General features: G+C 45.8%; 11 protein-coding genes. All 11 read right to left on the bottom strand.

The window, feature by feature from the left end; genetic code table 11:
• Positions 1-21 precede the first annotated feature (21 nt).
• Positions 22-618, bottom strand: coding sequence for a short chain dehydrogenase (locus tag C7475_RS20345; RefSeq protein ID WP_110055228.1), 597 nt, complete (start codon positions 616-618; stop codon positions 22-24).
• A gap of 85 nt (positions 619-703) precedes the next feature.
• The gene (locus C7475_RS20340; protein WP_110055417.1) at positions 704-1,567 is read right to left on the bottom strand and encodes a helix-turn-helix transcriptional regulator; all 864 of its coding nucleotides are present in this window, start codon (positions 1,565-1,567) and stop codon (positions 704-706) included.
• 85 nt (positions 1,568-1,652) lie between these two features.
• Positions 1,653-4,268, bottom strand: a complete 2,616-nt coding sequence (locus C7475_RS20335; protein ID WP_110055227.1) for an outer membrane beta-barrel protein — start codon at positions 4,266-4,268, stop codon at positions 1,653-1,655.
• Between the two features lie 264 nt (positions 4,269-4,532).
• Positions 4,533-5,114 carry an RNA polymerase sigma factor gene (locus C7475_RS20330; RefSeq protein ID WP_110055226.1) on the bottom strand — a complete coding sequence of 194 codons (582 nt, stop codon included), beginning with the start codon at positions 5,112-5,114 and terminating at the stop codon, positions 4,533-4,535.
• Positions 5,115-5,222: 108 nt separating this feature from the next.
• The gene (locus C7475_RS20325) at positions 5,223-5,777 is read right to left on the bottom strand and encodes a hypothetical protein (protein ID WP_146217602.1); all 555 of its coding nucleotides are present in this window, start codon (positions 5,775-5,777) and stop codon (positions 5,223-5,225) included.
• Between the two features lie 74 nt (positions 5,778-5,851).
• Positions 5,852-6,883, bottom strand: coding sequence for a type IX secretion system membrane protein PorP/SprF (locus C7475_RS20320; RefSeq protein ID WP_110055224.1), 1,032 nt, complete (start codon positions 6,881-6,883; stop codon positions 5,852-5,854).
• A 33-nt stretch (positions 6,884-6,916) separates the two neighbouring features.
• Complete coding sequence (locus tag C7475_RS20315; RefSeq protein WP_110055416.1) at positions 6,917-8,701, bottom strand: OmpA family protein; 1,785 nt, start codon at positions 8,699-8,701, stop codon at positions 6,917-6,919.
• 38 nt (positions 8,702-8,739) lie between these two features.
• On the bottom strand, positions 8,740-9,747 hold the full coding sequence (locus C7475_RS20310; RefSeq protein ID WP_110055223.1) for a PorP/SprF family type IX secretion system membrane protein: 1,008 nt from the start codon (positions 9,745-9,747) through the stop codon (positions 8,740-8,742).
• A gap of 23 nt (positions 9,748-9,770) precedes the next feature.
• Positions 9,771-13,946, bottom strand: a complete 4,176-nt coding sequence (locus tag C7475_RS20305) for a PKD domain-containing protein (protein ID WP_110055222.1) — start codon at positions 13,944-13,946, stop codon at positions 9,771-9,773.
• Between the two features lie 16 nt (positions 13,947-13,962).
• On the bottom strand, positions 13,963-22,905 hold the full coding sequence (locus C7475_RS20300; protein ID WP_110055221.1) for a gliding motility-associated C-terminal domain-containing protein: 8,943 nt from the start codon (positions 22,903-22,905) through the stop codon (positions 13,963-13,965).
• Positions 22,906-22,956: 51 nt separating this feature from the next.
• A complete protein-coding gene (locus C7475_RS20295; protein ID WP_110055220.1) occupies positions 22,957-24,237 on the bottom strand; it encodes a DUF4302 domain-containing protein in 1,281 nt (426 codons plus the stop codon).
• Positions 24,238-24,258: the final 21 nt, after the last annotated feature.

Below are 24,258 nucleotides of genomic sequence, written 5' to 3'. Positions count from 1 at the left end.
ACAAAGACGGGGTAATATCGCCTAATACAGCTTTATCACCTGGCCCGTATTCGCCCCGAACACAGCTTTCCGAAAGCCATATTCCAGCTCCTGCATAGTTACCGGAATATCTCCAGGAAAGAAAGGAAAATACTGCGGAGAGCTCTCTATGACCGTGGGACTTATAGCATTGATCCGCACGCCATTTTCCAGTTCAATAGCCGCCGCTCTTACGAATGCCTCCACGGCACCATTAGCAGCAGATGCATTGGCAAAGTTCAACTGCGGCTCATACGTCAAAGCTCCGGCTATTAACGAAAAAGAACCTTTAGGATTAATATAATGCTGCCCTATCAGTACCAGATTAATCTGTCCCATCATTTTTCCGTCGACACCTTTTCTGAATTCTTTGTCAGTCATTTTTTTCCAGGGCCCTACATAGGTCGGGCCTGCAGTTGAGATAAGGGCATCAAAAGCACCTACCCGCTGATACATGTTCTCAATGGATGCTGTAGAAGTGATATCCACCTGTACATCGCATCCCTTAGTCGCAGCTGTAACCACGTCATGTTCCTTTCTGAATACGTTTGTCAGATGTTTTCCCATAGTGCCAGAGGCGCCAACAATGATAATTTTCATTTGTATAAATTTTGATAGCTTATTTATACAAAAGTAAATGCAGCAGTAGCTGGTACGATAGGACAATGATACAGTTGCGTGGGACTTATTTAAAATTATGTCTGAATACTTCAGGAGAGTAGCCTGTATGTTTCTTAAAGAACCTGATAAAATAGGACACGTCTTCATACCCTAACAGATCCGCTATATCCTTTATCTGATTAGGTGTTGCCAGCAGGTATCTTTTTACTTCAAGGATTATATGCTCATTGATCAGATCTGAGGCTGTTTTGCCAACAATTGATTTGGTGATATCGTTCAGCTGATATGGAGAGAGGTTCATCAGGCCGGCGTAATGTACTACCTGCTTATGTATAGTTATATGCTTATCCAGCAATTCCAAAAATTCCTCAAAGCGCTCCTGCGTATAAGAATTTGTAGCTATATCCTCCGTTTTAATATTATTGCTTTGTCTGACAAACCCGATACATAAAACATCCAGGTATGCCTTAATAACGTCCTGATATCCTTCTTCCCTGTCAGTCAACTCCTGAAACATCAGGCCGAGCGTTGTATTTATCTGACTAAACCTGGTTGCATCAAGTTCATAGTAATTCCTGTTACTGGCCTTTCTCAGCCGCTGACCTGATAACTTTTCTTTAGGATGATAAAATCCGTTATTAAACTCAACAAGGTAACCTGTACAACCTTTCTTCAATTCAAGCTGATGTACCTGACCGGGGCGCAAAAAGAAAACCGAATTATCAGCAACCTTATAGTTTGTAAAATCTATTTCATGAGATCCATTTCCTTTCTGCACAACAAGTAAAAAAAAGAAATCATGCCTGTGAAGGTCTTGTACCAGGCTATTATCACCAATAATATCCTGTAGGCGGCGTATCGTAAACCGCTCGGAAGAGGATGCCCCCTGATGAGCTGCTGTGATCTGCCTTATTGGAATCTTTTTCATGTTCACGCTGTGTTGTCCGGCTAAAGTACGCATAATGCATAAAAAAAAGGGCACAAGGCCCCAACAGCTCCTTATTGCGATCCTATCACTTGTTTCCCTTAAACATCCTTAGATCGCACTGTAGCGTGAACATAAAATACCTTCCCAACAATCTGTTCTGACTTTCAGTCACAGTGTTGCCCGATATGGACTGCGATAATCTGGACGTTTCATCCAGTACATTAAACCCCTGCAAACGGCAGGTAAGCTTCCTTTTAAAGAGTGTCTTCTCCAATGTAGCATTTATCAACAGCGGATTAGCGGTTAACGCGCCGTTGAAACCACTGTTCAGCTGTTTAGTAAGATCAGCGCCCAGGCTGAATGTTTTCAGAAAATATACCTTTCCGTTCATGTTAAAGTTCCATGTACTGATATTCGTGATATTATTCTCCTGGAGCACGTATACGTTCCGGTTGTAGGTATAGGCAACCCCTCCTGTCAGTTCCAAAGATTCCCTCAACATATTACCTCTTAAAGACTGCGACAAGACCAGATTCTGCCCTGTTTTACGAACATTATCCATATACAGGATATTATTATTGTAGCTACTGTTCCCGTCCAGGAAAAGGTTGTACTTGCCGTTAGCGAGGCGGTAAGACCATCCGTAGATAAACCGAAAATTATAATCGCCATCTGTATTCAAGAAACGGGTTTCCTGTTTAACGGTATTAAAGCTATCCTTAACAAGCGATACATTCGTCACTACCTTATCCTGAGTAAAGTTGCCGGAGAGGTGAATGAACAAGGTATTTGTCCCTGCATTACGGTAATTGAAGTACACCGAATTTGTAAATGCAGGACGCAGGTCCGGATTACCTATGATGGGGAACTGTGCATTCGTAAGGTCAGCTACCGGCTGTAATTGCTGGTAGGTCGGGAAAAGTACATTGCCCGCATAAGAAATGCTCATCATCGCCTGTTTCGTCAGTTTGTACTGGATGCGCATAACTGGCACTAACTTATTACTTGTAACGACAGCCCTGTTTGCACCTCCTGCCATACTGCTGGTCAGACTGGCAGGCTGTAATCGCATACCGAAGTTATAATCCCACTTCTTTGTAGCCCTACGAAAGTTCAGCTCCACCTGTTGTTGTACCATCGTGTAGATATACTGATTGCTGAGCGAGTCTATAACATTGACCTTACCATCGGGATTGACCCAGCGGGTTTCCTGACCATTATCTGTACGACTGTAATTGACCGAATAACGCAGTTCAAGACTGTTTGTTGAATCCAGCGGCTCAACATAAGACAGTTGGCCATTGGAGGTAAAGTTGGTATTCTTTTTATCCAGCAGCTGATGCAACAGGGAGTCCTTTACAAGGATATTGTCGGCATTATAATAACGCAGGCTGTCAACACCATCCTGTAGATTATCGTTCTTTGTATTATTAACATAAAGGCCAAGAGAGACTGTCCTCCCCAAACCCTTAAAACGGTGGGATGCGAACAATCCCGCCAGGAACACGGGCGAAGTACTTGTATTCAGACTGGAGGTGATCTGGTCCTTACGTTGCAAACCCGTTTGTATCGCCCGGGTGATATTGCTGTTATAAGAATTGTTGCGGCTATAGTTCAGGTTGAAATTAAGCATGTCCCCTGGCTTCGGTTTGTATTCCGTCCCGATATTGATATTAAGATTATCATTACGGGCGTTGCTGTTGCTGGTATTCTCACTATTCAGCGTACCGTCTGTAGTGACTGTTTTCACAGTACTGAGAGACTCCTGTTCACTTGTTGTGCGTCCGCCGACAAGACCAACATTCACAGAGAATTCTTTGGAGTAGTTTCCGCGGTAGTTGATATTACCGGTGGAGGTGACAGTGTTCCCTACCTGTGCCGTGATATTGTTGGTATTACCATTAATAGACAACTGTTGTTTCTCACTGAAATAATTTGCCAGTAAAGCACCATTATAACGGCCATCATTACCTATACCGCCGAGGAACTGGGTTTGATAGACCCTGTCAAGATCTGCTTTTGTCTGGATGTTAAGCACCTTTTCCGGCTCTCCCACCTTTCGCCCTGTAGCACGCGCCAGATCACCATAATCGTCTATGAGCTGTATCTTATCGATGAGATCTGCCGGTAAGAGGCGTGTCAGTGTTTTAATATCTGTGATCATGAAGTCTTTACCATTGATCCTCACTTTGGTGATCCGTTGCCCCATGGTCTGTACATTGCCTTCCATGTCCACCTGCATGCCCGGCAGACGTTTCAGCAGATCCTCCGCTACTGCATTCTCCCGGAGGCGGTACTGGTCTGCACGGTACTCGATCGTGTCTTCCTTTATGACTACTGCCGGCAGTTGCCCTTTCACAACCACTTCTTTCAGGGTGCTTGTTTTTATAGACAGTCTTATTAAAGGCAGGTCTATCTGGGTACCGGCTTCCTTATAGGAGAATTCCCGGTACCAGGTTTCGAACCCGAGCAGCGTGACGCGGAGTGTAAAAACCGGTTGGGGTACATTCCGGAAAGTGAACCTGCCGCTTTCATCGCTGAAGGTATGCAGCGTATCCCTCCCGGTGATCAGCCATATATTTGCGCGTATCATTTCCTGACCAGTTGTGTCCTTCACAGTGCCTGATACGCTATAGCCAGTCTGTGCCAGCACTGTATGCAGACAACAAAGGAAACAGATGAGCAGGAAGATCCTCTTCATATAAAAAAATGAAATTCATTCAGACCTGTAGAATTTTGAGGGATACGTTTGGTTACGGGCTAACTGGTTAACTGGGCTAAGCGGCTAATAACAAATTATCATGATTCCGGGTCTCCTGTAAGTGGCAAAAGTATCCGACAGCGATAAGCTGTTTTGTTTAAACAATTTAGGCATTTTTAGGGAGACGGCCAGTAAAAAAATACCACTACTGCACCATGATTGCGGTATGGGGATAAAACCGGTAAAAAGCTCCGCAGGGAGCTTTTACACAGCTTCAAGCGTTTGCTCTCTTTCCATCATTTTGCGCATGTTCATAACGGCATAACGCACCCTTCCCAGTGCGGTATTAATACCTACATTCACGGTCTGTGCGATCTCTTTAAAAGAGAGATCGGCGTAATACCGTAAGATCAATGCTTCGCGCTGTGCTTCCGGCAGGCGATCTATTAACACATGTACGGAAGCATGGGTTTCACGCGTAATGATGTTGTCTTCGTGACTGTTCACGTGGTTGTAATTATTGTTCGCTAAGTCATCCCTGTAGATGAGGGCAAAAGCAGCTGTCTTCTTACGAAAATGACTGATGCAGCAATTATGGGCTATCCGGACAGCCCATGCAATAAAGCGGCTGTTATCCAGGTAATGCCCTTCGTTAAAGGCATTGATGATCTTAATAAACACATCCTGGAATATATCTTCCGCCAGGCATCTGTCTTTTACCAACAGCATGATCGTCGTAAAGATCCTGTTCTTATGGCGATGCACTAGTACCGTAAAGGCACGGTCATTGCCGGATCTGTACATTTTTATAAGTTCTTCATCTGTCAGGTCACAATATCTGTTCATATCATTATGTTTTAAAAATACCGGGCAAAAAAGAAGTTTTAAAAACCGGCCGCCCTGGATAAAGCAGCCATCTTACATGTGGTTTTGATGGAGATGGTCATTAGTAAACTAGTTTTTAAAGCCAAGGAGTGCTTTCACCTCAGCATAATTGCTCCAGTTGATGCTTCTGCCACGTGCAGCGACATTACCCGGAACTACTACATATCTTATCTGGAACCTCTTGTTACCGTTAGCTGTTTGAGTACTTACATTGTAGTTGCTGAACAATAGTAAGCCGCCCTCAGTTATTACTTCCCTGATGTACAGATCACCCTCTGCATAAGGAATAGATGTAATATTCGGCTGATCGGCAGTAAACAGGTTCAAATATATTTTTACAAAACCGGTGCTCAGTAATTCAGCGTCTATCTCTGGTACGTCCACGCCCCATACATATTCACCGGCAGCTGTATCCACTTCAAATTGTGTATCTATCCAATCTGAGTAAGTAATAGTTGTTGATCCCGGATCACCTTTATCCCCTTTGTCTCCCTTATCTCCTTTATCACCCTTCTGGCCAGTTTCACCAGCCGGACCTGCTGCACCATCCTTTCCGCAGGATGTGATACCGATCATCAATGAAAACATACATGCGACAAAGAAGTAGCTGGAAATTCGTTTCATAAGTAAATTGTTTGTTAGTGTTTAATGAAGATGTTTTTGTGAAAAATTATAGTTCTGTCATTCCATCCTTTCGGTTAAAAATTGTTTCTCGGGCAGAGGTCTCCATAACGGTTACCAAGCAGAAAACCGATGAGTATTTCATGTGTGCCTTTGCTGACCACATTCAGCGATGACATGGTGTAATCATAGGAATAACCAATATTCACCGTCGAGCTGATATTCACACCCAGCATGGCAGCAAAACCATCCTTGATGCGATATGAGCCGCCAAACCAGAAGCGGTCCCTGTACAGGAATTTGGCATTCACATCAAAACTTACAGGTGCTGCAGTCACGAGTCTTACCATGACGGATGGTAACACGCTGACATCATCATTCATCCATAACCTGTAACCTCCCGAGAAAAAAAGGTGCGGCACCAGCTTTCCCCTGTATAGAGAATCACCCACTACTTTACCATTATCATAGGCTACTTCCTGGGGAACGATATTCTGGGCAGCCGCACCTATATAGAAGTCTGCACCATACAGTAACAAACCGGCGTTCACTTCCGGGCGCCATTTGTTCAACAGTGAACTTGAGGCCACCACGGGATCGCCGGGCTGCTGGAATTGCAGTTTAGCGGCATCTACCGATACGGATTGCATGCCTATGGAGATACCACCACTCACATTCAGCCGCGATGACAACGGAATGTGATGCGCATACGTAGCACTGATCGAGAACCTGTTCAATGGGCCGGTTTTATCGTTCAGAACAGTCAACCCCATTCCCGCGTGAGAAGGCGGTGTGGTATACTCCTGCCAGTAAGCCCTGCCCCTGGGATTCTCACCCGGAGGCGTCAGACCTGTTACACTGGCTACAGGGTAATCACTTTTACGAAGAGGACCGTGAACGGTCAGATAAGTCGTAACCGGTGCGCCATTCAGCCCTGTCCACTGGTGCCGGTGACTTGCCTTTACATCCCAGTAATTTTCAATACCAGCCACTGCGGGATTGATAATGAACGGGTTCAGGATGTACTGCGTATAATGCGGCTGTTGCTGTGCATATATGCCCTGCGATAAGACTGTCAGCAGCAGCAGCAACAATGGTTTTCTTTTCATAAGCTTTTATTTTTAAAGTGGTGTGCGGATAGCTTACCTGCCGCTGATGATCCTGAATTCCGTTCTGCGGTTACGCGCACGGCCTTCCGGATTGTCAGATCCATCAGTATTTGTATTCGGTGCTATCGGACGTGTTGCTGCATATCCTTTAGATTGCAGACGTTCAGATGCTATTCCCTTGCTTACGAGGTAGTCCACGCAACTCTTCGCTCTGTCTTCAGATAATTTTTCATTCAGTTTATTCGAACCCTTGCTGTCCGTATGCGCGCTCAGTTCGATCACGATAGCCGGATACTTTTGTAGCATAGCTACCAACCTGTCAAGCGATGGGAAAGATGCAGGTTGCAGATAAGACATGTTGAAATCGTAGTAAATATTCTCCAGTACGATAGGACCATCTGTTGTTGGTGGTTCCAGTGCAATGATCTGTGGTTCTGGTTTTGGCGCAGGTGGCGGAGGAGGAGGAGGTGGTACTACTTTCTGCAATGAGAAAAGTTCCAGACAACAAGCTGCAGCGCGGTCAGACGACAACCATACATTCTCCAGGATATTTTCCTTACTCCCCTTACTGATGAAATACATGTCATCTTTTACGGAGTTTACCGGATAACCGAAATTAACGGGCTCACTCCAGGCGCCTGCGGAGTCTTTTGCGTAGAAGAAATCAAAACCACCCATACCTACTCTTCCATCTGTAGAAAATATCAGCAGCCTGGAAGCAGCATGCACATAAGGCGCTTCTTCATTCCAGGCAGTATTGATCACCGGACCGAGATTCTTTGTAAAGAAAGGCGTTCCTTCTCCGTTCAATTCTGCTTCCCAGAGGTCAAATCCTCCAACGCCTCCAGGTCTGTCACTGGCGTAGATCAGACGTTTACCATCGGGTGTTACGAACGGCTGTTGTGAACTGTAACCCGGTACATTCAATATAGTATCCAGCAATACAGGTTCGCCCCAGGTATCGCCGCTCTTTTTACTACTATAGATGGCAGCGCTCTTTTTACCCTGCTTCACTGTCCAGCGTGTCATAAAAAGGATATTGCCATCCGGACTTAATGCTATTACGCCCTGATCAACATCTTTTGGTTGTGCAATAGCGAGACGGCTTACTGTATCCGGCTGTCCGGAGGCGTAATTAGCGCTGTACAGGCGGTTCACAAATGCATGTCCTTTAGCGCCCTTCTCAGGTCTTGTAGAAGTAAATACCAGCACACTGTCTTTAAACCATACAGGCGCATAGTTGGCCCCTACAGGATTGATCACTTCAGGAGCCTTTTCCACTTTATACAGATTGAGATCAGGCTTCGCCATCTCTGTAATGATGAAGCGAAGGTTTTGTAATTCGCGTTGCGCAGTTTCACGGTAAGTGTCCTGCATTGTATATGATTCGAGGAAATAGGTAAAAGCTTTCTCTGCCAGTTCATGCCGGCCTAATGCACGTAATGCTACCGCATAATGATAAGGAGCCAGTGGGAAAGCCGCTTTATCGAACTCCATCGCTTCTGCATACCAGGGCACTGCCTTGCTATAGTCGTGCAGCAAACGGTAGCTCTCCGCCAGTTTATAGATAGCCTGTTGTTCTGTACTTACTGTTGCTAATGATTTCTTGGCTGATGGCTGCGTGTTATATGGCCTGTATGCAGCGTTGCTTACGATCGTTCTGGAACCTGCCAGGTATTTTTCATAATACGGTGCAGCAGAACTATACTCTGCATTTTTATAGTAATAATCAGCAGACCTCAGGTAATTATAGGCAACCTGTGCTTTGCTTATTGTTACCGCCGAAAACAGTACTGCTGTAAGAAATATATGTTTCATGTTTTTCTTTTGATACATTTGATGGATGAGGGTTCATATTAGAGGCGCGGACAAACAAACTCCACTTCCTGTGACCTGAAAAGTTTTCTGCCGATGAAGGTGAGCGACAACTCAAAGCTGTTAGAACCTCTTGCCATCTTGCTCAGTTCTGATGTATTAATATCATAGCTCACACCAAGCGTAAAGCTCTTGTAGGTAAAACCGGCGTGTGTGGAAACTGCATCCTTGAACCTGTAGTTGAAACCCAGCAATACATCCGTCATAGGGTTTACGAATAATTGTCCGTAAGCACCAGCCATCTTCTCTTCTGCATTACCTTGTCTCAGATACAGGATGTTAGGCGTTACGCTGATCGTTTCTGTAACAGCCAGTTTCACCCCTGCATGTCCTGTAAATCGCATCGGAAAACGGGCATCGCCGTTCTTACTGAACTGGTCGGTCGGACGTGTAAGATGTGACACAGAGAAACCACCGAAGATGTTATATTTCTTTCCCGGTTCTGCATCATAGTACAGGGCACCGGCACCGGCGTCAAATGAAGTAGACGATGTTCTGCTGAAAGCATCCCCACTTGGCGTACCTGGATTATAACCGGTAATGGGGTTCCATTGATCGCCAAAGGTTAACTTGGAAGCATCGAACTTACGCTGTATCATGCCGAACTGTAATCCGAATACCAGCCTGTGATAGCCTTCATCGCCGAAACGGACACCGGTGTAAGAAGCGCTTCCGTAGGCAGTGGTATAATTGTAACCACCATCGCCTGCTTTCTGGTTCAGTACACTGACACCGAAGTTGAATTGTTTGTTAGTGGTAAAATCAGCCGCCACACCATACGTTGTGAACGGATCACTGATGTTTCCCCATTGATTACGATAGATGGCAGAAATACGATATTGGCCATCAAATGCGCCGGTTAACGCCGGGTTAAGCCAGGACGGATACACATAATACTGGGAAAAATGCGGATCTGTCTGCGCTGTTGCTGTATTCCCTGTAAAGATCAGAAAGGGCAATACCAGGATGATAGATAGTATATTTCTCATTTTGGTCGATATTTTAGAGGTTGTTATTGTAAAATGACTACATACCCACTTAGCGGTGCGAATCCATTCTTTAGTTTTATGATATAGTAATAGGTAGCCTGTGGTAATGAGCGGCCCTGATAAGTACCATCCCACGGTGTACGATAGCCTTCAGAATAGTACACGCGCTGTCCGTAACGGTTGAACACTTCCACTGTGCAATCTGCATAGTCAGACAGGTTAGTCAGTTCCCACCTATCATTCATCTGATCGCCGTTCGGAGAGAATGCGTTCGGCACTTTTACGGGTTTGAAGACTTTCACTGACAGTTCATCCGTTGCTATACAGCTGCCTTCTCCGATCGCAGTCAGTGTATATACCTGGTCTTCCATTGCCTGTAACGTTGGGCGCAGCGCCGTAGGATCAGATAATCCATCGGGTGGCGTCCAGCGGAATTTCAATACAGTAGAATCGTTGGCAGTTGCATTGAAAGTGACTAAGCTGGCCTGTGTCACGATGAAAGATTGCCCTGCATCGATAACCGGCTGAAGATATACCACTACATTGCTGGTGAATGGTACAGATACACAACCGGCTCCATTAGCTACCACCAGTTGTACAGGATAATCACCTGGCTGACTGTAACGCTTCACCGGATGCTGTTCTGTAGATCCACTGCCATCACCGAAGGTCCATGCCCACGATACGATGTTGTTATCTGCATCTACACTTCTGTCAGTAAAGACATTGTCCGCACCCTGGCACAGCGTATCGGGAGATACAGTGAAATCTGCCAGCGGCTGTGCGAAGAAGGCATCGAGTAGTTTTTCCTTACTTGATGTACAACCATACACAGAGGTAGTTGTCAGTGAAACAGTGTAAGCACCAGCTGCGCTATAACTATATGCAGGAGAAGCGACCGTTGATACGCCTCCATCACCAAATGCCCACTGGTAAGTAAGTCCGGCGTTGTCAGGAACGGTGGACATGTCAGTGAACCTGGCAATACCTTCCGGCATACAAATACTTCCAGGTAATGCAAAGTCTGTAACAGGTATAGCATGCACCGCTACTGTTCTGGTGGCAGTGTCACTGATACAGCCGTTGTTACTTACTGTTACCAGTTTTACTTTATAAGTATTCCATACAGTGAAAGTCTTGTCAAAAGGAACATTGTCTGTCCGGTTTTCATTAGTGCCGTCTCCGAAGGACCATTTCCAGGTGGCAATAGTACCTGCTGTAATGGTGGACTGATCTGCAAAGTTCACCGCTTCGCCAAGACAAATATTCTCATTGGCGGTGAAAGCAGGTTGTGGCTTCGGATTCACGGTAATAGTAGCAGATACGGAATCGATACATCCTTTCTGAGTAGTAAACACATACCACACAGTATGTGTGCCTGCACCTGCTGTCAGCGGATTAAAAATACCGGCAGCCGATACGCCTGGACCTTTGTAGGTACCTGTACCAGGCACGCCATTCGTTACACTGCCTTTCGCTACAGATATGATGCTCTTATCGTTCACACATACTGCCGGTAACGCTGCTGTAAATGTGAGACGTGGCTTCAGATTGAAATTGGCAGACACCGTAGTGTCCTTAGAACAACCCTGGGCAGTGGTAACAGTATATTTGATATTATAAGCACCGAAGGTGGTATAGTTGTGCTGTGGATTAGCTATTGTAGCAGTATTCGGATTTTGCGGTGTAGCACCTGCATCACCAAAGTTCCATGCATAAGTGCTGATCGCCTGTCCATCCGGCACAGTGGTTGTACTGGTAAACTGTACAAGCCCGTCTACCTCCAGACAATTATTTGGATATGTGAAACCTAATATTGGTTTCGCATTGACCTGTATCTGCTTCTTCACAGTATCACTCACACACAGCTCACTTATTTTTACAACATGTGCAACAGTATATGTACCGAACCTGGAATAATGCGCAGTCTGTGTTGTTGATTTATCCAGCGAAGCTGTAGTATCATTCCCAAAGTTCCAGTACCAGTTCTTCATCGGAGCTGTACCACCATAAGTGGACTGGTCTGTCAGGCTAACACTTCCGCCTTCACAAAGCGCAGCAGGTGCTGTAGTAAAATCAGCTACCGGTTTTGCCACTACAGTTATCGGAATGATAGTATCTGCCAGACATCCCTCTTTAGAGATCACACTCAGCTGGATATTCTGCACACCTACCGCGAACTTACGTCTCACCAATGCACCACTGTCCTGTATCGCTCCCGGGAAGGTCCACTTCCAACGGTCAATATTATATCCGCTTCCGCTACTGTCGCCTTTAAAATAAACAGTATCCATTGTACACCCGGTGAAATCAGTTTTAAAAGAGGCTGTTGGCTTACGTTTAACATCTACATAGATCTTTACTTCTTCTTTATGATCACATTTTTCAATACTTGGATGTGTATTGGTGATCGGTATTTCATACTTGCCGATCGTACTAAAAAGATAAGTGCCTGGTAAAGTATATTTATAATACGGTACGCCGTTCACCAGTTCCTCTCCGGTAGGTAAAGGATTGGTAAGAGATACATCAGCATTAGGCGTTATCATATTTCCTAGCTTGCTGATATTCCATTGCATTTCTGTTGGCTTGTATGCCAACAGTACTGACAATTCCACCGGAGTTTGTGTACACGTAAAATCATTCTTATAAGATGATGTATCCTGTTCATTGTGAATAACACCAATGACGTTCAGGTTATTGATGAGGGTACCGGCGTTATAACCATAGCTTTCCACCGAGCCTAAACCATAAGTAACGGCGGTAAACGCAGAGTCACTTTGTACGATAGCCTGCGCCTGATTGGAATTCCATCTTTTTATAACAATGGCATAACCGGGTTTATTCGGATGATCTATCAACGAAGACCACGCGTTACTCTGCCCATCGATCATAAGGGATCTGGTCCCCTCTTTAGGAATGATCAGGGTAAGATAATTCACGCGGATACTCTCTCTGTTATTTCTGTAGAAACCGATCCTTTTAATGGATTGCTCTACAGGACTGAGATAAACCATTTCAGGGTCGCCATCACCACCTGTATTGGGACAAGCGCCGGTAGATGCCATATATTGAGCGATCAGGATAGGCTTATCTGATTCTATATAATCCGGTGTATTACTTTCAAATTCGTAGAAAGAATTATTCTGCAAACCGGTTAGCTGCAGACCGTTGCGTTTTACAATAGTAGTAGGATCTTTCACTACAACCTTATACGGATTGGTCATGAAACTGGCCGGATTATTATCAGTCGAAGTAGGCGCTGTGAGGTAACGCTTGCCCCATGCCTGCGATGGAAAGACTTGCTGGATATTATTATCGCCACTGGACCCAAAATTGCCCTGGCAGGCGATAGCCGTACGGCTGCTTCCTGAGAACACTGCCACCGGGAAACAGGTATCATTCGCGTTAGCGATCGATCTTACTGTAGTACCTGTCATTTCACGGCCTGCACTACCACCCAGGGAAGCACCCACCACCTGGTAGATCTCACCTCTGTTCAGTGTAACCGTGAAAGGAACACCTGCAGGTTTACCATTACGGGTCAATACAGATGGGGTGATCTCTACAACAGTATTGTTATCTTTTGCTACAACGAACATCCAGGAGAAGCAGTCGAAATCATAATCCTGCTGGCTGTTCAATGAAACATAATAGTAGCCCCATGTTTCTTCCGGCATCAGCATCGTAGCACCGGAAGAGGCGGAACCATAGATGTGCGCATACGCTACAATGGGTACATCACTTACGATATGAATTCCTTTTTTTGTAAAGAGGCCCTCTCCTCCTGTACCACCGAATGTGGGCGGTACTGAATACAATCTTGCATCGAAGGTACCTGTCTTGGGGATCGGGTCCGTAGCTATAACAGTATTGGCAGGAATACTGAATGTTCTTGTCCAGGTAGTGCCATCTAATGTTACGGTTACATTTGCGGGTTCTTCGGCACTCAGGTACAATACCATTTCCTGCGAGTTACCTCTATTGGGCTCCATAAACTGGTGATGGCCGTATCCCACCCAGAAGCTTTTACCTCTGTTGGATAAATTCTGACCATAGGTTTGCAAACAAGTCAACAGAATGAGCAGTGTAGCTATCAGACTGCCGATCGACCTCCTGCTGCCAGTGCCCCCGCCGGAAGGCGGGGTGCAATAGCGAGCAAAGATTTGTCTGGATAATAATAATGTCCATTTCTCCATAAAACCATTTTTAATACTACCTGAGAAGGTTGAGTGTACCCTTTCTTTCTATCGAGGTACCATCAACCAGTTTCAGTTTACAGATGTAGATGTATACTCCGGAAGGCTGGGCCTTGCCTTTGTAGCTGCCATCCCATCCTATATTCTGCGTATTGGATTCGAATATCTTCTCACCCCACTGGTTGAACACCATGAAATGAAGCTCTCTCACTACCGCGCCGTATACCTGCCATACATCGTTCAATCCATCACCGTTCGGTGAAAATCCTGAAGGGATAAATACACCGTCTGGCAGTGTTTTACCGGTAGCTGGCTGGGACACTTTCTCTTCACAACCTGTTGCTTTCACCAGCAGTGTTACTGACTGCTGCGGTTTAAGACCGCTTACTATATGCTCAAGTGCTTCTGAACCTGCAGAAGGCGTGATCCAGGTGGTGCCGTTGTCAAGAGATACCAGGTATCCTGTAGCACCAGCTATTTCATTCCAGGTGAAACGGATCAGGTCCACTCCTATTGAATCTACACGGAGTACAGGGGTAACCAGCTGTGGTAATACCAGTAATACTGCTGGTGTACGTGCCAGACCTGCACAACCACCTTTCGTTGTTTCTACGTAGTATACTGCAGGGCTAACCGCGTCTTTTATTTCGAGTGTAGTACCTGCTTTGATCAATGCACCGCCTGTCGCGGCGTTGTACCAGTTGTAGTCAGCAGCAGGGTCAGGGTTCTGTACAGTGAATGTGGCATCAGTATGTGCACAGATCTTCAGTGTATCCGAATTAAGCGTAGCGGCAGTCGGTTCGTTCACTTCAACTGTCTTCACTGTATCGCCCACACAACCGTCTTTCGTAATTACATGTAATGTTTCAGTATAGCTACCGGCAGCTTCGTATTCCTTCGTCACACTGCGGGTATTTGCTGTAGTACCATCGCCGAACGTCCATTCCCATTTGCTGATGGCTGCATTGTTCTCAGTAACAGCCGTTCCGTTGAATACTGCTATGTCGCTGATACATCCGTTGTAACTGATAGAGAAGTCTACTACCGGCGCAGCAATTACTTTCACACTGAGATAAGTAGTGATACTGTTATCACAGCTGGCGATATCAGGGTTAGTCACCTTAACCGGGATCTGATAAGTACCAGGAGCAGTGAATGTATATTCAGTAGCGATTTCGTACTTGTAGTAAGTCTGACCATCAATGACCAGCGTATCTACCGGAACAGGATTATTAGTTGACACATCTGCAGCAGGCGTCAGATTAGCTACCTGGCTCAGTTGCCATGTCAGCGTAGCTGGTACCATTGGCAGCAGGGCTGTGAGACGGAACGGTGTTTTAGCACAGGTGTAAGTATTCTTATTACCTGTTGCGTTGTTTACGTTTGTCAATGCAGGCTGCACGTTCAGGTTCCTTATATGCATGCCCACATTATGTGCATAGCTTACATCAGTTCCGAAACCATAAGCTATAGCAGTGAATGCAGAATCACTCTTGATCGTACTCAGCCCGTCCGCGCCATTCCAGCGTTTCACTATTACTACATAGTCAGGCCTGTTCGGATGATTATAAGAGTAGCTGAACGTATTAGTACCATCAATCAGCAGGGAATTCAGACCTTGCTTATGGATAACAAGTGTCACCAGGTTATAAGTTACAGCAGCTTCATTGTTACGATAGAAGGTTGCTTTCTTTACTGCCTGTTCTGTTGGTGTGAGGTAGACCATATCCACATCTCCACCACCCGGATTAGCACAGGAACCGTCATTTGTGAAGTATTGCGCTACAGTGACCGGCTTATCAGCTAGGATGTAGTCGGCTGTTTTACTTTCAAACTCGTAGTAACTATTATTGATCAGGGTATTGAGCGGTAATTGTGTATTATTTCTTTTCACCACTGTTGCAGGGTCTTTAACCAGCACGCGATAGATGTTCGTCATCAGGCGTATCGGATCGGCCATACCGGAAGATGGCGCTGTCATGAAGGTCTTACCCCATGACTGTACCGGCTGGTTCTGCTGCACCACATTATCACCATCATTACCGAATCCGCCACCGGAACCACCACAACCGAATGAAGTGTAACTATTTCCGGAGAATACGGCTACAGGGTAACATTTACCATTCGCGTTCTGTACTGCGCGTACTATACTACCGGAAAGGTCATTGCCTTCAGTCTGATCTTTCATTGCGCCTAATACCTGGTACACTTCACCTCTGTTCAGTGTTACGGTAAATGGCTGACCTGCTGCATGTCCACCATTGGTTGCCTGTGATGGCGTGATCTCTACTGCGGTGCTGTCATTGTCGGCGATAATATAGAACCAGGAGAAGGAATTTGCGTCAGCAACCTGGCGGGCTGTCATCGGACGGTATTCATATCCGTATGTACCTACCGGCATCAACAGTGTAGCAGCGGCTGTGCCCCAGCTGTACTGATGTGCATATGCTGCTATCGGTGCGTCACTTTCAATGCTGATACCGAAAGGAGACAGACCTTCGCCGGTCAGACGGGCATCACTTAAACCAGATTTAGGTATCATGTCGGTAGTCAGCGCTGTATTGGCAGGCACCAGGTAGTCTTTGCCCCATGCTGTACCATTCACCTTCACTACAACATGCGCGTCGGTCTGTCCGGCTACGAGATAAAGCGCCAGGTTCTGATCATTGTCTGTCATGAAAGATCTGTCATGACCATAAGCTACCCAGAAACGGGTGCCGATATTAGAAGTATCTGCACCGGCAGGACCGTCCTGTTCGAATATCAGGTTGCCTCTTAAACCGGTGAATTTGTCGAGATATTGTAAGGCTGTATCTGCAATGATATTGTTCGCTACATCTACCGTACTGCTGTCATTGATGATCCAGTTATTGGCAGCATTTGTTCTGCCCAGGCGGATGTTCTTTTCCCTGTCCATATAGCCTAGCCAGGAGTCTACATAGAACTGTTCCAGGTTGAATTTATAAGCACCACTGCCGGTTACGTCAATATCTGTATAGAAGTACATGTATGGCGTACCCGCAGCCAGGTTTGGAGGCACCACACCGGAGTAACGTTTCAGGGTAATGCCTGTAGGTACTGCCGTGTTAGGGTCCCAGGTGATCTTCGCTACAGTATCAGAACCATAGAGGAACTGCTGCGTAATACCCGGAGCCGGTACCGCAGGAATAGCCTGCAATACAGTTGGCTGTGCCGTAGGCAGGAATTCATAAGCACCCATGTCAGGCACACCTGCTGTTAAAGTAACAGGTCTTGGGTTCCTATTAATATCATGATCATTTCCGGTTACCTGTACACCACGACCATGAATAGCCCATACATCAGGATTGGTCAGTGCTGGTTCCAGCGTGTTGGTGTTAGCGAAAGCTGGCTTATGAACAATTGAACTGATATCAAGATCAGAAGCGTTGATCCAGTCAGCCAGGTTATCATAATCGTCACCTGTACCGCTTCTTGAGATCAGTACTGTACCTGTTGTATAGTAAGTATTGTAATCGCTGTTGATAAAGTCGCTGAATACAAATTCTGCAGCCACACCACCACCTTCATTTGTAAAGATGTTGTTACGCAATTTCACATTACCTTCTGTAGGGTCTGTATGAGAGAAATATCCGGCCACATTTGTACCTACAGCTGTGGACGCATTGTATACGGAGTTATTGTAGTAGTTGATATTATTACCCTGGTTGCTGTACAGGCCATAGGCTACTGCTCCTGACGTATTCACGCTGATCACGTTGTTCACAGTGGTATTGTAGTCAGATGCATTGTTTGACAATCCCCAGATCATACCAGTATTACCTGTTACTGCCAGTATCTTGTTGGCTTCAACCAAACCAGTAGCCGCAGCTGAAGCTTTACAATCTTCGAGAGAGATACCCCAGGCCGAACCACTTGTATTGCTAATGGTAACGGTATTGTTGGTAACCCTGTAGGCAGTATCACCATGTGTAATTAGAATACCATAAGCGGCAGTAGCCAATGGATCTTTAATTTCAACGGTATTCTTTGTTACAGCCGGACGGGTAACGTTCGCAATATTGATACCACTGGTATATGCACCGCTCACGTTATTGCTGTCAATCACCAGGCCACGCACCTGCTCTACATCTGAAGGCCCGGAGAAGTGGATACCACTTGCACCGTTTCTGATCTTGTTGCCGATAATGGCGATGTTACCACCTCTGAAGTCTTCAGCAAACACACCCACCGCATCGGTATTGTCTATTGTAACTGCAGGAACATTGATCGTGTTGGTCAGTAAGCTGTCTTTGGCAGCGTTACCTGCAAATACGACTGCACGTCCGTTTGTTGCATCGCTGGCAGTGATGGTGATATTCTTATAAGTAATATAGCTCGCGCTATCAAGTTTCAGTACATAATTATCAGTAGCAGTACCGGCAAAAGTCAGGATAACTGAAGCAGGGTTACCGTTCTGACTACGGAAGGTTACACGGCTGGTATCTGACGCACCAGGGATCTTATGCATGTATACCTGTTCTGTATAAGTACCTGGTACCACATCAAAGATCACTTCACCGGCAATACCACATTCCATAGCGGCTACTGCGGCTTTAAAGGAAACAAAATTCCTGCTGCCCGAACCCGCAGGGTTAATAGTGTACAGACCTTTCACCAGCGGCTGGTTCATATTCACAGATGCCACTACAGACCAGGCTGTGTCGGTATTGCTACATACCAGCTGGCAACGGAAGTAATTGTTGGCGCCCAGTTCAGTTTTCAGTGCAGGAATGTAAGCAGTATCACTGATATTCACCCACGGACCTGTTGCTGAATAAGAACCCTGCCATTGGTAGGTCAGTTTACCAGCTGTCGTATTATCTATCAGGTCAAGTGAGATCATAGTACCCATACAGATACCTGTAGATGGATCTACAACTGCTTTACCTGCATTAATAGGCGTCTGGCAAAGCGGCATGCTTATTTCGTAGGCACCCACATCCGGAGTGGTCGCACTTCTTGGTTTACCAAGTATATCGATGGCCACACCTTCAGGTGTACCTGTGTTATCCATCTTATAGAACAATGGCGACAGGTTACCTCCCGCGAGGTCTGTATAGATAGGATCAAAATCTGTAGCTGATGTATCCTGTCCGGTAGCAGTTTTCCATTCAGCCAGTGTTCTGCGGTCTCCATTGAAATCGCCGATGTAGTTATCAGTACCGCCGGCTTTAACGAAGTAGTTATTATTCTGGTGGGTCACAGTTCCACCGGAGATAGAGATTCCATATTTCAATCCTGTTCCTGTACTGGTGACTGTGATATTGTTGTTGGTGAATTTAATATTGTCGCTGAAGTTAATATAGGCGCCTGAAGTTCCTGTCCAGGTAACACTACCACCCTCACGGTCTATAGATACAGTATTGTGTGTTACTACGATATTGTCTGACCAGTTCACATAGATACCATTGCGGGTACCTGTGCTGTTCAGGTTATACACGATGTTGTTCACTACTGTATCCGGCTTGGTATCGCTTACGGCGACGTTGTCAATTGCGATACCATAGTAGGTATAATCGTCGGCCTGTGGTTTACCATCGGATATTTTGTTACGGGCGATCTTAAGCGCATCAGCACGTCCGCCGATAGAAATACCATATACGGTCCAATCGCCATCCTGACGGGTTGGACGATCTACTATATTCTCTGCTATCAGGGCATTGCTGCTGTATCTCACTTTGATACCGGCGGCGTAGTAATCCACTACCTTGTTCTTAGCGATCACATTATTTTTGATAGCACTATTGGTGATACCTGTCAGGGAAATACCGTAGTAACCACCTGAAATTTTATTGTTGGTGAATGTATTACTGTCACACCAGTTGTTACCACCTGTGTTATCAACATCCTGATCAGAAGAACTAACTACGATACCATTGTAGGAAGCGCTGGTAGCATCTAATGACACCAGGATCTCACATCTTGTAATGGTGTTGCTGTCTGCATGATTGAACAACTGTACGCCATAACCATAATCACCCGTACCGGTAGCATCAATTTTAAGGCTATCAAATGTGATATGATCCGCTTTACGCAGTTTGATCACCGCTCTTTCTGTTGCGTTATCACCACTATAGTGAATGGTATTACCATTACCTCTGAAAGTGATCGTATTGATCGCGGATGTACCTGGAATGGAATCCAGTATGAGCTGCTCTTCATAAGTACTACGGCCTGCAACTACATCGAATATCACCGGACCAGCAATACCGCACATCATTGCGTCTTTGGCGGCATTAAAGCTCACAAAGTTTGTAGCACTTGGAAGCGCGTTCTTGTCGATAGTATAGGTATTACCTGGCAATGCGTTGTTCACTGTCAGTAATACCGGAGCCGAGTAGCTTGTATTGACACCGCAGGTTAGTGCCGCCCTGTAGTAGAGCGTAGCCGTCGCCACGATTGTCGTATCGGCATAGTCGCCTGCTGCTCCGAGATCTGTATAAGGACCGGTAGCAGTAGTAGAATATTGCCATTGGTAGGTCTGCGATAAACCAAGCGTATTGCCTGTCAGGCTTAATATCACCTCATTACCGGCACACACTATCGGCTTGCTCACCTGCGCCGTACCACCAGTAGGCGGTGTTACGCACGGAGGCGGCGTAAATTCATATGCTCCCAGATCGGGCGCACTTGTATTACGTACAGCATTGTTGATATCAATACCCACATTTACTACAGCACCTCTGTCATTCAGTGTGGCGCTTGTGGCAGAGTAGTTACCGCCAGCTATAGCCTGGTAGAAAGGGTTTGTTGCAAAAGAACCTGCATCCTGTTGGCTGGATGTTTGCCATTCTGCCAGTGTTGGCTGGTTCTTTTCATAGAAACCTGTAAACTTATTTGCAGCCAGCGGACTGATAAAAATATCATTCTTATCAGAGATCACATCACTGGTAGGATAGGCACTATTGAAGTAGATACCATATTGCGAGATATTCGACGTCGCTGTCAGCGTAATGATGTTATTAATAAACTCTACGCCTGCAGCAGAAGATGTTTGCATATAACCCGCTATCCTTGAAGAAGCAGTATTGGTAGTAGAAGTACCATCCATAGAGATGGTATTATGATAGATCCTCACATTGCTGGACCCGTTATTGTAAATACCATAACGGATACCATTACCATTCAGACCGTAGACCAGGTTGTTGATCAGTTCATTTTCCAGGCTCGATATCGCGTCCACATTTTCTAACAGGATACCATAGAAAGAACCGGTATTTGTCAGGGCACCACCATAAGGATTACTGATGCGGTTACCGTCCAGTATCACTTTCGTATTCAGGTCTGTGAGGCTGATGGCGGTAAAAGCAGCTACGTTCGCTCTCGTCGGCCTGTTGAAAGTATTATTCTTTATCACAGCGTTAAACGCTCCATGTAAGTACACACCTCTTGAATAAAACTCCGTGATGTTGTTATTGAGTACCTTATTCCGCTGGTTCGCCACTGAAGCGTTACCTACCAGCGTAATGCCGTAGTAACCGCCTGTGATGGTATTATAGCTGAACGTATTGTCATCACAACTGGCAGCTCCCCTGCCAATAGGGTCCGTGTCAGAACTACTGACTACGATACCCGCATAGGAAGAAGAAGTGAGTGTTTGTTGTATAGGGATCACGCAACTGTCGATCGTGTTAAAGTCAGCGTCATTGATCAGCTGTACACCAAAGCCCCATTGAGCGGATGTCGTCCCCTGCGGAACTATCCGGAGATTATTAAATGTAAAATAGTCTGCACCATTCAGTTTGATCACTGCGGACTGGTTCTGCGTAGTGGGGAGATAAGTGATGGTCTGTCCACTACCATTGAAGGTGATCGTATTGGTAGCAGAAGCACCACCTACAGGCGTGATGATGAGTTGTTCATCATATACGCCACTGCCTGGCGCTACGTTAAATACCACTGGACCGTCGATACCGCATTTGATGAAATCATATGCTGCATTGAAGGAAGTAAAGTTACCGTTACCGGCAGGGGAATTTTTATCAATGGTGAACCAACCGCTTATAAGTGTAGGACTGGCTACCTGTATAGCGGTAGAGTTAGCGCTGCTACCAGAGCCGGTACACGTAACTACGCAACGGTAATAAGTGCTTGCCGTCTGTGTCCTGTTCAGGAAGGCGGTGTTAGCACCCTGAATATCTGTCCAGGTTGCATTATCAGGTGAAGATTGCCACTGGTAAGTCAGTCCGGTAGCAGCTGTGTTTCCCGTAAGACTTAATGTAAAACTGTTACCCACACATACCGCATTGGCAGTAGTAACAGTAGTACCGGCCACCGGTACACCTGTACAGGCAGCAGCAGGCGTATAATTCAATATAATGTCAGGACGGGTGGTCATGGTACCAAAATTGCTTGTACTATTGGTACCACACAGATTGCCCAGTCCATCTGACCTGAAGGTATGAGAGCCATTAAAACTCAGTCCTGTCGTCCATCTTACACTGGGGTTCGATGTAAAGTCATTACCTCCGTTACATACTTCCACCAGCAGGTTATCTGTGCCATTCCAGAAGAAGGTTGGCAGTAATGCAAAGCTGTTCACACCAACAACCGGTTGGTAATCTACCGGTCCGAATACGGCATTTCCCACAGGCTCCCATGCATTAGCATCCAGGGTTGCCTTTGTGGTAGATGCGATCTTGATCGTATACGCTTCGACAATATCGGTGCCGTTTACATTATTGACAGTAAACTTCACCGCGTTAATGAACCCTGGCTGCATCCCTGCAGCTATCAGTTCACTTGCCCGGTACAGATACTGCGCCCTGGAGCCTTCATAGAAATCCTGTAAGGGACAGGGATATGCATTGCTGGAGTTGGCGCCGTTGTTCAACCCGATCGTGATATCGACCTGGGCGGAGAGGCGCAGTACGGATAACAACAATATGACCAGGTATAAAGAAGCCTTGTATAATACAGGAACAGGCTGTTTTTTCATGGCTGTTTATTTTAAATATTTCTTTCTTGGATGAATGATAGGGTGATGGTATTACTGTTGCCAGCTGATCCACGTACGGGCATCTCTTGCATTCACCATGTCATAGGAAGTACTGCTTGTCTGCACGAAATAGAACCCTTCGCTTTCCTGGTATTTGGCTGTGATCTGCGCCATAGTAGCTGCTGCTGCTTCCGGTATTTCCCCGAATCCTCCGCCGGGATAAACAAAGGCAGTAGTGCCATTAGTCCTGAAAGAGGGCTTAAAGGCCGGACCAAAGGCAAACTGGTCGGGTACTATACCTGCAAAGTCATAGCCTTCACCATAATTGGGGTAATAGAACATAAAATTGAAACCTGCAATACGATTCACGTCGTAAGCATCATCTATTCCATTGACGTGGAAACCTTCTGTAGATCTCCAGAAAGCGCCAGTTTGCAATGCCTGGTTATACCAACGCTGTCCGGCGTTCAGATCTATCATCAGAGGTTTAATCACGCCCGTGATCGTAGCTGCAGCATCGCCGGCCTTCAACGTCATCTTCTGTCCGGATGCGTCCCATTTAATATCTGTCAATGCAGAGAAGCTAAGTCCATCGTCATTAAAAGGGCTGGAGAATGCAATACCAGTTCCGTCGAAATAGTAGCTGACGTTAATGGCCTTTTCGTCATCACCATCGGGGCGCACAAAGCTGATCTGGCGATACAGCCGGTCAACATACACGTCATACTTTTTGCTACTCACGGTCAGTTGTTTGAAATAGGTAAGGAACCGGGATATATTATTGAACTCCCAGTTCCGTTTTTTATCGTAATAATCCTGTGCCTCCTGTGAGGTAGCTTTGACGAGAATGGCCTTACTACCATTCAGGCGTCCTGTAAGTTTTATGGTATCGCCATAAATACCTTCTATGGCAAATTCAAAATCAGAGAACAACCCTTTTCCATAATATCCGCCGTTCTTGCTGGCATCAGGATCACATAACACATGGATATAGGAATAGGTATCAAACAACAGGCATGGCTGCTGTAAGGACTTCAAACGGAAACTGCTCTGCCGTACATTAACGGACGAGAGCGAGTCAAAGTCTGAAAACATATCGACCCTGTTGGCCGTATCAAATTTGAAATAGAAACCGAATGCCGTATTTGGCAAACCGGAAGGATATACAAGTCCTTTCCAGCCATAGGGTGCACCCGTCAACGCATCATTATATGCTGCCAGCGTTTCATTGATCCTGGTGTCCGGAGATTCATCAAAAACATCGTCGTACTTCCGGCAGGAAGCAATTGTAACGATAATCAGTAAAAAATATAATGATAGATTTTTTCTCATAAGGAGTTCGAAATTGATCTG

Origin of the sequence: Chitinophaga sp. S165, from assembly GCF_003182155.1 — a bacterium.
GTDB lineage: Bacteria > Bacteroidota > Bacteroidia > Chitinophagales > Chitinophagaceae > Chitinophaga.
Note: the sequence above shows the minus strand (reverse complement) of the source record. Positions and strands in the feature narration are given on the sequence as shown.